The sequence below is a fragment of the Novosphingobium terrae genome (assembly GCF_017163935.1).
Taxonomy (GTDB): Bacteria; Pseudomonadota; Alphaproteobacteria; order Sphingomonadales; family Sphingomonadaceae; genus Novosphingobium; species Novosphingobium terrae.
The window spans coordinates 1,069,617-1,083,336 of record NZ_JABVZR010000001.1 but is presented as its reverse complement, the minus strand read 5'-3'; the positions used below and the strand labels follow the sequence as shown (position 1 = coordinate 1,083,336).

The following is a 13,720-nucleotide window of genomic DNA, read 5'->3' as shown; positions in this document are numbered from 1 at the left end:
GGCGATGGCCCTTTGCCCGCCGGAGGCTTGCTTCCCTGAATTTCCTACCTTTTAACGCTCCCCGACCTAAGCGGCAGTACGCGCGGGGATAACCCCCTTGCTGTCCGGGAAGCGCGCCAGCGCCTTGGCCGAAATCGGATGGCTGAAGAGATAGCCCTGCAAATGGGTGCAGCCCAGCCCCACCAGCAGGCCCATCTGCTCCTCATTCTCCACGCCCTCGGCCACCACGGCCATGCCCAGCTCCTGCCCCAGCCCGACAACCGCCTGAACGATGGCCCGCGCCGCGCTGGAGGTGGCGATGTCGTTGATGAAGCTCTTGTCGATCTTCACCTTGTCGAAGATGAAGCGCTGGAAATAGCTGAGCGAGGAATAGCCCACCCCGAAATCGTCGATCAGGATCTGGATGCCCAGCTCGCGCAATTGCTCCAGCTGGGCGAAGGTGCGCTCCACATCGCGGATCAGCAGCCCCTCGGTCACCTCCAACTGCAGACGCTGAGGCGCCAGACCCGAGACCTTCAGCGCCTCGCGCACCGTGGCGATCAGCTGGTTCGACAGGAACTGCAAGGGCGAGAGATTGACCGCCACGCAGAGCGGCTCGGGCCATGTCTGGGCATCCACGCAAGCCTTGCGCAGCAATTGCTCGCCCAGCACATCGATCAGGCCATATTCCTCGGCCATGGGGATGAAGATGTCGGGCCGGATCGGACCGCGATCAGGATGGGTCCAGCGCGCCAGAGCCTCGGCGCTGGCGACCTGCCCGGTCCTGGTGCAGATCAGCGGCTGATAGGCCAAAGTGATCTCGCCATTGGCCACCGCCTGACGCAGATCGCGCGCCACGCTGCGCCGATCCTGAGCCGCGGCATCCATGGCGCTGTTGAAGAAGCAGACGCCCGAACGCCCGTTCATCTTGGCGCGATAGAGCGCCAGATCGACATTCTCGCGCAATTGCTCGGTGGTGGTGCCGTCCTCGGGCATCAGCACCACGCCGATCGAGGCCCCCAGATGGGCCACGCCGCGCTCGGTGGAGAAAGGCGCGCTCAAGCGGCGCACGATGGCCTCGGCAACCTGCTCCGCGCGGTGGCGCAGATTCTCACCCGGCAGGATGGCGAAGAATTCATCGCCGCCGATGCGCGCCACCCAATCGCCGCCGCCAATGACCGAATTCAACCGCTCGCCCACCTGCACCAGCACGGCATCGCCCACCGGATGGCCGAACATGTCATTCACCGCCTTGAAGCGGTCGAGATCGATGCTGAGCATGGCGAAAGGCGCGCGCTCCTGCACCATGCGGTGGATGCGGTCGGTGAAGCTGGCGCGGTTGAGCAGCCCGGTCAACGTATCGTAATGGGCGAGGCGCAGCACCTCGGCCTCCTGCTGGCGGATCTGGGTGACATCCTCGGAAATGCCAAGGATGTACTGGCCGGGCCGGTCGGGCCCGTCGATCAGCTTGCGGATGGTGCGCAGATGGACGGTTTCGCCATCATCGCGGGTGAAGGTGCTTTCGAAGACATGCGGTTCGCAAGATGCGGCGGCTTCGGTGTCGCGCTCTTCGTAACCGGCACCATATTCGGGAAAGAGGTCGAGATCGGTTTGGCCGATCATCTCGGCGGCCTCGCGCCCGATCACCTTTTCGCCCGCCTGATTGACGACCAGATATTGCCGGCTCTGCACATCCTTGACGAAGAGCATCGCAGGCAGATTGCTCACCACATTGTCGAGGAAGGCCTTGGCATGCTCATGGTCACGCTGAAGCGCCTTGCGATGGCCGATGTCGCGCAGGATCGCGGCGACACCGCGCGTGGTGGTCCCCTGCGCCCAGGGCGCCACGGACAGCTCGACCGGAAAGCTGCTGCCATCCGCGCGACAGGCCAGCGCCTCGCCCCGTGACGCGGCGGCGCTGCCCGGCTCGGGCAGGCCATCGGGCAGCATCAGTTCGATGCCATGGCCCAGCACATCGCGGGCAGCATGGCCGAACATCGCCTCGGCTGCCGGATTCCAGTAGACGATGGCTCCATCCGGATCGACCGCCAGCACCGCATCGGAGGTGGCATCGACCACCTTGCTGGCGATCTCGCCCATGCGGTTGAAGCGCCGCGCCTCGATCAGATCGCTGGCCAGCCGGGCCAGATCGGCCAGCAATCGCAACTGGATGTCATCGAGGCCAGCCCGCGCCTTCGTGTCGAAGACGCACAGCGTGCCCAGGCAATGGCCCGAATTCACGATCAGCGGCACGCCCGCATAGAAGCGGATGCCATCCTCTGGCGTGACGAAAGGATTGTCGCGAAAGCGCGGATCGAGCGTGGCATCGGGCACCACCAGAATCTCGCGCGAGGCCACCGTATAGATGCAAAAGGCCACATCGAGCGGCGTTTCCTCGAAGGGAATGTTGTGGCGCGCCTTGTACCACTGGCGCTTGTCATCCAGCAGGCTGATCGCGGCGCACTCAACGCCCAGAGCGACAGCGGCCAGCCGCGTCAACTCATCGAAATCCTGCTCTGGCGCGGAATCGAGAATGCCCAGCCCGGCAAGCACATCGAGTCTTGCCCGGTCGAGACAGGCGGCCTTTGGCGCGTTAGAGAGATCCATCCTCTGAGGCTAACAGGAGGCCGCTTACGCTTGAGTCAAAACCCCATGCGTTCAGAATAAGCGCAAACCCCTAGGGATTGGTAGGGAAGTCTCCTTAATTGCGGAACGAGAACCCTTGGTGGCGCTTTCTCCTGAACACAGTCGGCGCCGGGAGGATTCATGGCTTTGACAGCATCGTCATGGATCAGCCCCACACCGCAGGGCCTCTATCTGCCCGGAGCGGATATCTGGGTCGACCCCTCCATACCGGTGGGCCGGGCGCTGGTTACCCATGGCCATGCCGATCACGCGCGCGGCGGCCATGGCCAGACCATCGCCACACCCGAAACGCTGGCGATCATGGCCTTGCGCTATGGCTTGGCGGAGGGCGCGCATCCCCTCGCCCTGCATGAACGGATCGCGCTGGGCGATGGCATCACCGCATGGCTGGCCCCGGCGGGGCATGTGCTGGGCTCGGCGCAGGTGGTGCTGGAGCGGCAGGGCGAAACCGTGGTCGTGACCGGCGATTACAAACGCCGCCCCGATCCCACCTGCCTGCCCTTTGAGCCGGTGCCCTGCGACATTCTGGTGACCGAGGCGACCTTTGCCCTGCCGGTCTTCGTCCATCCGCCGATTGCCGGGGAAATCGCCCGCCTGCTGGAAGCGCGCAACGCGCATCCCCAGCGCTGCGTGCTGGTGGGCGCCTATGCCTTGGGCAAGGCGCAGCGGGTGATCGCCGAGTTGCGACTGGCCGGTTACACCACCCCCATCTGGCTGCATGGCGCGATGGAGGCCATGTGCCGCCTCTATGCCGAATGGGGCGTCGATCTGGGCGATCTGCGGCTGGTGAGCGAGGCCGAAAAGGGCGAGCTTGAAGGCCAGATCATCCTTTCCCCACCCTCCGCGCTCAACGACCGCTGGAGCCGCCGCCTGCCAGAGCCCATCACCGCCATGGCCTCGGGCTGGATGCGGGTGCGCCAGCGCGCGGTGCAGCGCAATGTCGAGCTGCCGCTGGTGATCTCCGACCATGCCGACTGGAACGAACTGACCGCCACCATCCGCGAACTTGCGCCTGCCGAGACATGGATCACCCATGGGCGCGACGATGCGCTGGTCCATTGGTGCCAGACGCATCAGTTGAAGGCGCGCCCGCTCGATCTGGTCGGCTATGAAGATGAGGACGATTGAGCGTGGAGGATTTCGCCAACCTCATCGACCGGCTGATCTACACACGCTCGCGCAACGGCAAGCTGGATCTGATTGCGGACTATCTGCGCCATGCCACCGATGCCGATGGCGGCTGGGCCTTGGCCGGGCTGACCGGTGGACTGGATTTTCCCGCGGTGAAGCCTGCCGCGATCCGGGCGCTGATCGGGCAGAGGGTCGATCCGGTGCTGTTTGCCCTCTCGCGCGATTATGTCGGCGATACGGCGGAAACGGTCAGTCTGCTGTGGCCCGCGCCCGATGCGCCCGCCGCGCCGCCGGGGCTCAGCGAGACGGTCGCAGCGTTGCAGGCGATGACACGCAGCAGCGTCCATGCCGATCTGGCCGCGCTGCTGGACAGGCTGGATGCTAAGGGACGCTTCGCTCTGCTCAAGCTGGCGACCGGCGCCTTGCGCATCGGCGTGTCGGCAAGGCTGGCCAAGACGGCCTTTGCCCAAGCCTTCACGCTGCCTCTGGATGAGGTGGAGGAGGCATGGCATGCGCTGGAGCCGCCCTATACCGAACTCTTCGCTTGGGCGCGCGGGCAAGGCCCCAAACCCGATGCCGCGCATCGCCCGGTGTTCCGCCCCTTTATGCTCGCCCATCCACTCGGCGAGGAGCAAGTCGATCTGGCCGACTTCGCCGCCGAATGGAAATGGGACGGCATCCGCGTGCAACTCGTCCGCATGGGCGGCGAGACAAGGCTCTACAGTCGGGGCGGCGACGATATCACCGCCTCCTTCCCCGAGGTGGCGGCGGACGTCACCCGCGATGGCGTGCTGGACGGCGAATTGCTGGTGCGCGGCAGCCATCAGGGCGGCGAGGAAGGCGGCGCGGCCAGCTTCAACGCCCTGCAGCAGCGGCTGGGCCGCAAGCAGGTCAGCGCACGCATGCTGGAGGACTACCCGGCCTTCGTGCGCCTCTACGATGTGCTGCTGGATGGCAGCGAAGACCTGCGCCCCCTCCCGTGGCACCAGCGCCGCAAAAGGCTGGAAGCGATCATGCCCAGCCTGCCCGCCACCCGCTTCGACCTCTCGCTGCTGATCGAGGCGGCGGATTTCAACGCCCTCTCCGTGCTGCGCGACGGCGCCCGCGATGCCGCCATTGAGGGCGTGATGCTCAAACGCCGCGACAGCCCCTATGTGGGCGGGCGTCGCGTGGGGCTCTGGTACAAATGGAAGCGCGACGCGCTCACCGCCGATTGCGTGCTGATGTATGCCCAGCGCGGCTCGGGCAAGCGCTCCAGCTTCTATTCGGACTACACCTTCGGTTGCTGGACCGCCCCGCCGGAAGAAGGCGGCGAACTGGTGCCGGTGGGCAAGGCCTATTCCGGCTTCACCGACGAAGACCTCAAATGGCTCGACAGCTTTGTGCGCCAGCACACCACCAACCGCTTCGGCCCGGTGCGCGAGGTGGAGAAATCGCTTGTCTTCGAAGTCGCCTTCGATTCCATCCACGAAAGCAACCGCCACAAGTCAAAGCTGGCGATGCGCTTTCCCCGCATCGCCCGCATCCGCCGCGACAAGCCCGCCGCCGAGGCCGATCTGGTCGCCACCCTGCAAGCCATGATCCCGCATTGAGCGACAGAGCGCCACAGGCACGCGCCATCCACCGCGCAAGCCCCTTGCCCAAGCCGCCGCAACCGGCAATCCTTTCTCTCCTCCTCCAACCGAAGGGCCACCCTCATGAAAATTCGCCTCAAGGATTACCGCATTGCCCCGGGTGAGGAGGTCGATCTCAAGAAGCGCAAGACGCTGGTGACGCCCGTCTACCACTCCAAGGACAACTATCACGAGATGCTGGCCGACCACGTCGCCAAGCTCAGCGAGTTGCAGCAGCGCCACTATGCCGACAACAGCCACGCCGTCCTCGTCATCTTTCAGGCGATGGATGCGGCGGGCAAGGATGGCGCGATCCGCCACGTGATGTCCGGCATCAACCCGCAGGGCTGTCAGGTCTCCAGCTTCAAGCACCCCAGCGCCACCGAGGTGCAGCATGATTTCCTCTGGCGCGCCGCGATCAAACTGCCCGAGCGCGGCCAGATCGGCATCTTCAACCGATCCTATTACGAGGATGTGCTGGTGGTGCGCGTCCATCCCGAGATTCTCGAAGGCCAGGGTTTTCCCGCCAAGCGCCTGAAGGGAGACGACCTCTGGGAGGACCGCTATCGCTCGATCCGCGATTTCGAGCGGCACCTCCACGCCAATGGCACGCGCATCGTGAAAATCTTCCTGCACCTCTCCAAGGAGGAGCAGCGCAAGCGCTTCCTCGCCCGCATCGATGAGCCCGACAAGAACTGGAAGCTCAGCCCCTCCGACGTGGAGGAGCGCAAGTTCTGGAAGGATTACCGCAAGGCCTATGAGGCCGCCATCAGCGCCACCAGCAGCGCCGATGCGCCATGGTATGTCGTGCCCGCCGACGACAAGGAGAACGCCCGGCTGATCGTCTCTCAGATCGTGCTGGATCTGCTCGACGGGTTGAAGCCCCACTTCCCCAAGGTCACCGCCGCGCATGAGGCCGAGTTGCAGGCCATTCGGGCAGATTTGATTGGGCAGAGGGAGTGAAAAGGAAATGCGAGGGGGTTACCCCCTCGCGCTCCCATTAAGTGTCTACGTTGCGCCCAACCTATCGGGCAGGCACCTATTCCACGGTTTTAGAGGTCCAGCTTCGCCAGAAGGTCCGGGGTCAGTTCCAACTCAGCCGCCGCCAGATTTTCCGACAGATGGTTCAGGCTGGACGTCCCCGGGATCAGCAGCAGATTGGGCGAACGCGCCAGCAGCCATGCCAGCGCCACCTGCATCGATGTCGCCCCGATACCGGCAGCCAGCTGCGCCAACTGATCCGACTGGATCGGCGTAAAACCGCCCAGCGGGAAGAAGGGCACATAGGCAATGCCCTGAGCCGCCAGGTCTTCCACCAGCGCCTCATCCTCGCGATGCACCAGATTGTACAGGTTCTGCACACAGACCACCGGCGCGATGGCCTGCGCCTGTTTGACCTGCTTGGCGGTCGCATTGCTGAGCCCCAAATGACGGATCAGCCCCTGCTGCTGCAGTTCCGCCAGCGCCGTGAATTGCTCCTCCAGCGGACCTTCGCTGGGCGCATGCACATCGCCCATCAGCCGCAGATTGACCACATCGATCACATCCAGCTTCAGATTGCGCAGATTGTCATGCACGGCCTGCGTCAGCTGCTCCGGGCTTTGCGCCGGGTTCCACGAGGCATCCTCGCCCCGCAGCGCGCCCACCTTGGTCACGATCACCAGATCCTCGGTGTAGGGATGCAGCGCCTCGGCGATGATTGTGTTGGTCACATGCGGGCCATAGAAATCGCTGGTGTCGATATGGTTGACCCCGGCCTCGATGGCCGCGCGCAGCACCGCCACAGCCTGAGCATGATCGCGCGGCGGACCAAACACGCCCGGCCCGGCCAGCTGCATCGCGCCATAGCCCATGCGGTTCACGGTAAGGTCGCCGAGCTTGAAGGTGCCGGCTTTTGCAAGATTGCTCATCAGATGCCTCCTGTGATGTTGGATCTGTTATGGACTTGCGCGCGGCGATCGATAAGCCGGGTCATTCGCAACAGCTTGTTCGGAATTTCGTACAATGGCGATGGAACTGGATGACCTCTCCGCCTTTATGGCCGTGGCCCGCGCCGGAGGCTTTCGCGAGGCCGCCCGCACCAGCGGCCTCTCCGCCTCGGGGCTGAGCGAGGCGCTCAAACGGCTGGAAACACGGCTGGCGGTGCGGCTGCTCCATCGCAGCACGCGCAGCATTTCCCTCACCGAAGCGGGGGAACGGCTCTACGCCCGCCTCACCCCCGCGCTGGCCGAGGTCAGCGCCGCGCTGGAAGCGGTGCAGGCCCGCAGTGACCAGCCTGCGGGCACCTTGCGCATCAATGTGCCCGCCAATGTCGCCAAGACCGTGCTGCCCGGCATCCTGCCTCCTTTTCTCCGCGCCCATCCCCAGATCCGCGTGGAAGTGACGGTGGAGGACAGCTTCGTCGACATCCTCGCCTCGGGCGCGGACGCGGGCATCCGCTATGAGGAACGGCTGGAGCAGGACATGATCGCCGTGCCCATCGGCCCGCGCCAGCAGACGATCATCACCGCCGCCGCCCCTGCCTATCTGGCCGAGCATGGCACCCCCACCCATCCGCGCGACTTGCTGCAACACGCCTGCATGCGCGGCCGCTTTTCCAGTGGCGCGCTGGCCATCTGGGAGTTCGAAAAGGGCGAGGAGGTGCTGCGCCTCGATCCCACCGGCCCTCTAGTGATCCAGCCGGGTCTGGCCTGCGATCTGTTGGTCGATGCCGCCGTCGCCGGTCTCGGCGTGATCCATCTCTTCGAGGACTGGCTGGCTCCCCATCTGCACAGCGGCGCGCTGGTGCGCTTTCTGGAAGACTGGGATCAGCCCTTTTCCGGCCCGATGCTTTACTATTCGGGGCGGCGTCATCTGCCGCCGCCCTTGCGCGCCTTTATCGATTTTATCCGCGCCCGCCCTGACTTTGCAACCGGTCAGCGATGAGCCATGGCGGTCTCGGCGCGATCCCTGTAGCATCCCGGGCATCAACGGGGCTGGAGCGCGATGACCGCACTGATCTTCGATTTCGACGGCGTGATCGCCGACAGCGAGGCTCTGGCCAACATCGTGCTGGCCGAGGAAATCTCGGCGCTGGGCCGCCCCACAAGTTATGACGACGCGCTGGACCGCTATATGGGCCAGCGCTGGCACGATCTGGCGGCGCTGATCGCGGCGGACATCGGTGCCTGCCTGCCCAAGGGCTTCGCCAAAAAGCTGATGGTCAACACACTGACCCGCTTCCGCTCGGACTTGACCGAGGTGACCGGGGCCACCGCCTTCATCCGGCGTTTCGCGACATTGCCGCGCTGCATCGCCTCATCCAGTTCCATGGAACGCCTTGAGGTCTGCCTTGAGGTGCTGAACCTCTCCGACCTTTTCACGGATCGCGTCTTCAGCGCCGATCTTGTCGAAAGAGGCAAACCTTATCCCGATATCTTCCTGCATGCGGCGCAGCAGCTGAACGCCCGGCCCGAAGACTGCATCGTGATCGAGGACAGCCCCTCGGGCGTGAAAGCAGGCATCGCAGCCGGCATGAGGGTGATCGGCCTCTGCGCCGGATCGCATATCCGCACAGGCCACGGCGAACGCCTGCGCGCCGCCGGAGCCACCCATATCGCCCACAACTGGGACGAGGTGGCCGCCATCGTGGAGCAAGCCTGAAGCTTCACCCCACGATGGCCGCGCCCATCTTTACGGCGTCGCCACTTCCAGCGTGACGGCGCTCATCATGCGGCGGCTTTCCGCGCGCTTTTCATCGGGCTTCTTGTCCTCGGCCTCTGCGCCGATCCAGTAGAGCCCGGCACTCGGCCACTTGATGGTGACGAGACCCTGCTTGTCGGTGGTCAGGGTCTGGGCGTCAGTCTGCTCGCGATAGCGGTCGCCATCGGCGATGACGGTCACCTTCACGCCAGCGGCAGGCTGGCCGTCGATCAGATAGCGGAACTGCGCGGGCTCACCCATGGCCACCGCATTGGGATGGGTGACGGGATCGAACTCCAGCCCCTTGCCCTTGGGCTTGAGCGGAGTGGGCGCGCCCTGAGTCACGAAGGTTTCCGTGGTGCTGACGGTTTCGGTCAAATGCACATCGGTGGCGTTCTCGGGGATGTCCGCAAGGGCCAGCGGCGGCACGCGACCGGGGCCACCCGGGCCTCCGGGTCCGCCCGGACCGCCCGGCCCGGGACCGCCTTCAGGACCACGCCCTTCGCCACCCGGACGACCCTCGCCCGGGCCATTAGGCCCAGCCGGACGCTGTCCATTCGGCCCATTGCCGCCCTGCCCCGGAGGCGGACCGCCACGGCCACCCACGCGGCGCTCCTGCCCGTCGATCTTGACGGTGCCCATCACCATGGTCTGCTGCGAAACGATGCGCCATGTGCCGTCCTGATCCAGCTTCAGGTCGAAGACCGAGCGGAAGCGCTGCTGCAACGCATTGGCCAGCGTGGCGGGGGTGCCATCGGGCTTCTCCGCCTTGATCGTGGCCAGCACCACGGGCCGGTGATCCAGCTGGAACAGATGATCCGCCCCCGCCGCATCGAAGGTCACGGTGTTGTTGTTGCCCGCCAGACTGGTGGCGGAGGGCTTGATGTAGGTGCTGTCGGCCAGAGCGGGCATCGCCGTGCCCGCCAGTAGCATCGGGACCAGAGCGAAAGCGAGTCTGCGCATCATGATCCCGCCCCTCACTTGGCCGCCACCACGACAGCGCCGATCTCGGACTTGCCCGAGGCCTTGCCCGCAGGGTTGGGGATCGAGACCGGCACGCTGACCAGCTCGCGCCCGCCATGCTCGCGCGCCACCTCGACGTTGAAGACATAATGCCCCGGCGCCAGATCACCCGGCAGAGCGATGGTGTAGGTGCCCGGGGCGCGGGTGGCCCCGCTCACGCCATCGGCGGGCAGCTTCATCAGGCGCCCGGCCTTACGCCACCACGAACGCAGATCGCCCAGCCACTTCGTGCCCGGCTCATTGCCGCCCTTCTTCAGATCATACCATACGAAGAGGCTGCGCGGCGCGCCGCCATTGGCAGGCTCGATCCAGCCCGCCACGTAAGGGCGCTTATACTCGGCCAGCGACATGCGCGGCAGCGTGACCGACACCGTGCTGGCCGCAGCCGAAGAGGCAAAAGGCGCCGAGAGCGCGCCCGCAATCAGGACAAAGGAAGCAGAACGCACTGGGGTCTATCCTTTCGGGAACAAAGAGAAAAACGAGCGCCCTTTCCCGGCTCCGCCCACGCCGCATCCCTGCCGCCCATCAGGCAGCAGCATGCAGGCGCAAGGGTTCGGATCGGAAAGAATGATGCCCACAAGCGTGGATTAACGCGAATGATTAGCAATTACAACTTTATCTCTTGTAATCTTCTCGCGCGAAAGGTGTCGCGGCTGATACAAGTGATGCCTTGAACGCAAGACTTATGGCTTGCCGATGATCATTTGAGAGGCGCCCGGCGGATCGCGGTGGCGATGAACACCACCGGCTCCTTGCCCAGATTGGCCCATTCATGGCTGACCCCGCCCGAGGTCACGATGGTCGAACCGGGGCCATAGGCTCTGGGCGGCTCGCCCGCGCGGTTCTGGGTCAGCGTGCCCGCGAGGATACGCACGATCTCCGGGAAATCCTTATGCGAATGCAGCGCCCTGCCCGTGCCCGGCGCGATGGTGTAGAGCGTCTGGGTGAAGACATAGCCCTGCATCGCGGAAAACTCGGCCCCCAGATCGATGCTGGCGGTGAGATCACCCTTCGACGCATCGGGCAAAGCCGCGGCAGGCGCTGCGCTCTGCGCGGAAAGTGGCGCGGCAATCAGGGTGACAGGCAGCAGACAGGCCGAAAGGATCGCACGCATCACCAACTCCCCCGTAACAGGCAGGATCTCCGCCCGGCACAGGAACACCATAGCCCCCTTTGGCGATTGTGCGAGCGCAATTGCGCAACGCCGCGTTTACTTTCACAAGGTTAGGGTCGGTCGATACGCTTCAAAGGGAATTGTCGTGCCCGCTTTCACCGCCCTCAAGCCCCTGCTGCGGATCTGCGCCTTGCTGCTGGGGGCGTCAGCCTCCCTCGCCCAGGCCGCCCCGGCGCCCCAGCCGCTGTCCCCGGCGCAGCATGCCGACCGGCTCTACCCCTTCTATATGCCGATGGCGGGGCTCAAGCGCCCGGCGGTGGTGCTTCAGGTGAAATGCGAAGCCTCACGCGCGGCGCGCAAGGAGGTCTATGCCGGGCGCGATGCGGCCTCACTCTATGGCCGTGTCGAGGGCGGCTTCGAGTTTGTCTATGAGGCGCTGGACCATGAAGGGAAGCCCTGCGTCTATCCTTTCGTGCCATGGATGCCGCAGATCATCGGCAACCTTCAGGGCACGCAATATATCATCCGCTCCTCGATCCCCGGGCGGCAGGTGACCTTCCGCGATTCCGGAGAATGGGCGGGCATCGACCTGCGCCTCTTCGAGATCGGCAAGCAGCGCATCCATTTCGAGATGCGCGACATTGCCCTCGATTTTCCCGGCTCGATCCAGCCGCAGGGCGCGCTGCATCTGGAGGTGGCCGGGGGCACGGCGCCGGGGCTGTTCACCGCCGTGGTGCGCCGCTCGCGCCTCTATGGCGGCAAGAACGCGCTTTTCGTGCCGAGCGGCCAGACCATGCTCTATGTCGAGGACAGCGACATCGCGGGCAATGTCGGCACCAATGTCGATCAGGAGCACTCCACCTACATCAACGGCATTCTGGTCTCTCACCTGCGCAATTCCTACTGGCATGGCGACCGGGCATGGAAGGATGTGGCCAGCGGCCATCAGCTGAAGGACAAGGCCTATCTGCGCATCTATGAGAACGTAACGGTCTCCAACCAGCCGAAGGACACGCCGCCCTCGGCGATGCCGCTGGTGGATGCCTCGGCCTTCGGATTTACATGGGCGGAAAACCTGCATCTCAAACGCATCGCCCCGCTGCAGAGCCCGCGCGATGCGCTGGTCGATCTGCGCAGCGAGATCATCTATGGCCAGCCCGGCAACTATCCCTGGCCGCTGCTGGCCACGCCCGGCTGGCGCATGCCTGCCAATCCGCTGTCCGCGCTGGACAAGGTCTATCTCTCGGTCTTCCTCAACACCACGGTGGAGAGCTTCCGCAACGAGCCCTATGTCTTCGCGCTGCGACCCACCGGCAACCGCATGGCGCCGGGCGGCACGGGCGTATGGGGCAATGAGGACACCACGCCTGCCCAGCAGCGCGCGGTCTCGCTGGCCTTCAACACCAAGGGCAATTTCCAACGCGTCTATGGCAAGGAGGGCTGGACCTTCACCAACCCCAACCTGCCCCCTGCCGACCGCTGGGTGCTGGATCATGACGCCTTTATCCGCCACGCGCTGGGGCTGATCGGTCGCTGAAAGACCGGGCGGCAGGATCACCCACCGCCCGGCTTGGGACTATCCGGCGAAAGCAGCCTGATAGTCCATGGCCTTCAGATCCTCGATGAGGCCGGGCCCCTTGGGATTCCAGCCCAGCGTGGCGCGGGTGATCGCGCTGGAGGCGGGCATATCGAGCGCGGCGAACATCGCCATCCAGCCGAAATGCTCGGGCGCTTCTTCAGGCGTGAGCGACACCACCGGCAGGCCCAGCCCCTCGCCCAGCACCTGCGCGATGGCGCGGGCGGAAATGCCTTCCTCGCCCACGGCGTTCCAGCGCGAGCCCGGCGCGCCGCCATTCAGAGCATGGTCGATGGCCAGACGATAGAGCAGCGCCACATCGCCGACATGGCCCGCAGGCCAGCGGTTGGCCCCCTCGCCCACATAGGCCACGCGGCCCTTCTCCTTCGAAATCGCCACCAGCGGCGAGATCAGCCCCTGCCTTTCGGGATTATGCACCTGAGGCAGACGCATCACATCGACATGCACCCCGGCCTGAAGCAGCGCCTGCCCGGCCTGCTCCGAAGCGGCGCGCGGGTTGGGATGGGTGTTGTCATAGACATCCTCGGTGGCAGGCGAGCCATCGGCATGGCTGCCCAGCCCGGTGCCCGAGGTGATCAGCAGCGGGCGGTTCGAGCCTTTCAGCACCTCGCCCATGGCGGTGATGGCCACGCGGTCCTTCTCGCAATTGGCGAGGAAGTTGGAGAAATCATGGTCGAAGGCGGTGTGGATCACGGCATCGGCCTGCTCGGCACCGCTGCGCAGAGTCGCGGGGTCTTCCAGCGTGCCGCGATGCACCTGCGCCCCGGCCTGTTCCAGCGCCTGCGCGCCGCTGTCGGAGCGGGTGAGGCCCAGCACCTGATGCCCGGCGGCGAGCAGTTCGGGGACGATCCGCGATCCGATAAAGCCGGTCGCTCCAGTCAGAAAGATACGCATGGGGGGCTCCTGTCTTGTCCGGAGGGCGGTTTCGGCCTAAAT

12 protein-coding genes are annotated in these 13,720 nt (G+C 65.2%); 6 read left to right on the top strand and 6 right to left on the bottom strand.

Features of this window, described 5'->3' with window-relative positions; translation table 11 throughout:
• Nucleotides 1-66: 66 nt before the first annotated feature.
• Complete coding sequence (locus HGK27_RS05095; protein ID WP_206239257.1) at nt 67-2,586, bottom strand: sensor domain-containing phosphodiesterase; 2,520 nt, start codon at nt 2,584-2,586, stop codon at nt 67-69.
• Between the two features lie 159 nt (nt 2,587-2,745).
• Here HGK27_RS05095 and HGK27_RS05090 point away from each other — a divergent pair, with 159 nt between their 5' ends.
• The 3 genes from HGK27_RS05090 (at nt 2,746) to HGK27_RS05080 (ending at nt 6,332) form a co-directional block, all read left to right on the top strand.
• Nucleotides 2,746-3,753, top strand: a complete 1,008-nt coding sequence (locus HGK27_RS05090; protein WP_206239255.1) for a ligase-associated DNA damage response exonuclease — start codon at nt 2,746-2,748, stop codon at nt 3,751-3,753.
• Between the two features lie 2 nt (nt 3,754-3,755).
• Complete coding sequence (locus HGK27_RS05085) at nt 3,756-5,348, top strand: cisplatin damage response ATP-dependent DNA ligase (protein ID WP_206239253.1); 1,593 nt, start codon at nt 3,756-3,758, stop codon at nt 5,346-5,348.
• A 105-nt stretch (nt 5,349-5,453) separates the two neighbouring features.
• Nucleotides 5,454-6,332 (top strand): ADP-polyphosphate phosphotransferase, encoded by an 879-nt coding sequence (locus HGK27_RS05080; RefSeq protein WP_206239251.1) that lies wholly within the window; start codon nt 5,454-5,456, stop codon nt 6,330-6,332.
• A gap of 89 nt (nt 6,333-6,421) precedes the next feature.
• On the opposite strand, the gene HGK27_RS05075 is transcribed toward HGK27_RS05080, so the two are convergent.
• A complete protein-coding gene (locus HGK27_RS05075) occupies nt 6,422-7,279 on the bottom strand; it encodes an aldo/keto reductase family oxidoreductase (protein WP_206239249.1) in 858 nt (285 codons plus the stop codon).
• Nucleotides 7,280-7,373: 94 nt separating this feature from the next.
• Between HGK27_RS05075 and HGK27_RS05070 the strand changes: the two genes are divergently transcribed.
• Together HGK27_RS05070 and HGK27_RS05065 are read left to right on the top strand one after the other, a co-directional pair.
• Nucleotides 7,374-8,294 (top strand): LysR family transcriptional regulator, encoded by a 921-nt coding sequence (locus HGK27_RS05070; protein WP_206239248.1) that lies wholly within the window; start codon nt 7,374-7,376, stop codon nt 8,292-8,294.
• A gap of 60 nt (nt 8,295-8,354) precedes the next feature.
• Complete coding sequence (locus tag HGK27_RS05065) at nt 8,355-9,011, top strand: HAD family hydrolase (RefSeq protein WP_206239246.1); 657 nt, start codon at nt 8,355-8,357, stop codon at nt 9,009-9,011.
• Between the two features lie 30 nt (nt 9,012-9,041).
• Here HGK27_RS05065 and HGK27_RS05060 read toward each other — a convergent pair whose 3' ends face one another.
• The 3 genes from HGK27_RS05060 to HGK27_RS05050 all read right to left on the bottom strand — a co-directional run bounded on the left by HGK27_RS05060 (nt 9,042) and on the right by HGK27_RS05050 (nt 11,187).
• Nucleotides 9,042-10,016 carry a DUF4198 domain-containing protein gene (locus tag HGK27_RS05060; RefSeq protein WP_241126852.1) on the bottom strand — a complete coding sequence of 325 codons (975 nt, stop codon included), beginning with the start codon at nt 10,014-10,016 and terminating at the stop codon, nt 9,042-9,044.
• Between the two features lie 11 nt (nt 10,017-10,027).
• A complete protein-coding gene (locus HGK27_RS05055) occupies nt 10,028-10,519 on the bottom strand; it encodes a DUF2271 domain-containing protein (RefSeq protein WP_206239244.1) in 492 nt (163 codons plus the stop codon).
• 254 nt (nt 10,520-10,773) lie between these two features.
• Complete coding sequence (locus tag HGK27_RS05050; RefSeq protein WP_206239242.1) at nt 10,774-11,187, bottom strand: cupin domain-containing protein; 414 nt, start codon at nt 11,185-11,187, stop codon at nt 10,774-10,776.
• Between the two features lie 145 nt (nt 11,188-11,332).
• On the opposite strand from HGK27_RS05050, the gene HGK27_RS05045 reads away from it, so the two are divergent.
• Complete coding sequence (locus HGK27_RS05045; RefSeq protein WP_206239241.1) at nt 11,333-12,724, top strand: hypothetical protein; 1,392 nt, start codon at nt 11,333-11,335, stop codon at nt 12,722-12,724.
• A gap of 39 nt (nt 12,725-12,763) precedes the next feature.
• On the opposite strand, the gene HGK27_RS05040 is transcribed toward HGK27_RS05045, so the two are convergent.
• Complete coding sequence (locus tag HGK27_RS05040) at nt 12,764-13,678, bottom strand: SDR family oxidoreductase (RefSeq protein WP_206239239.1); 915 nt, start codon at nt 13,676-13,678, stop codon at nt 12,764-12,766.
• Between the last annotated feature and the right edge of the window lie 42 nt (nt 13,679-13,720).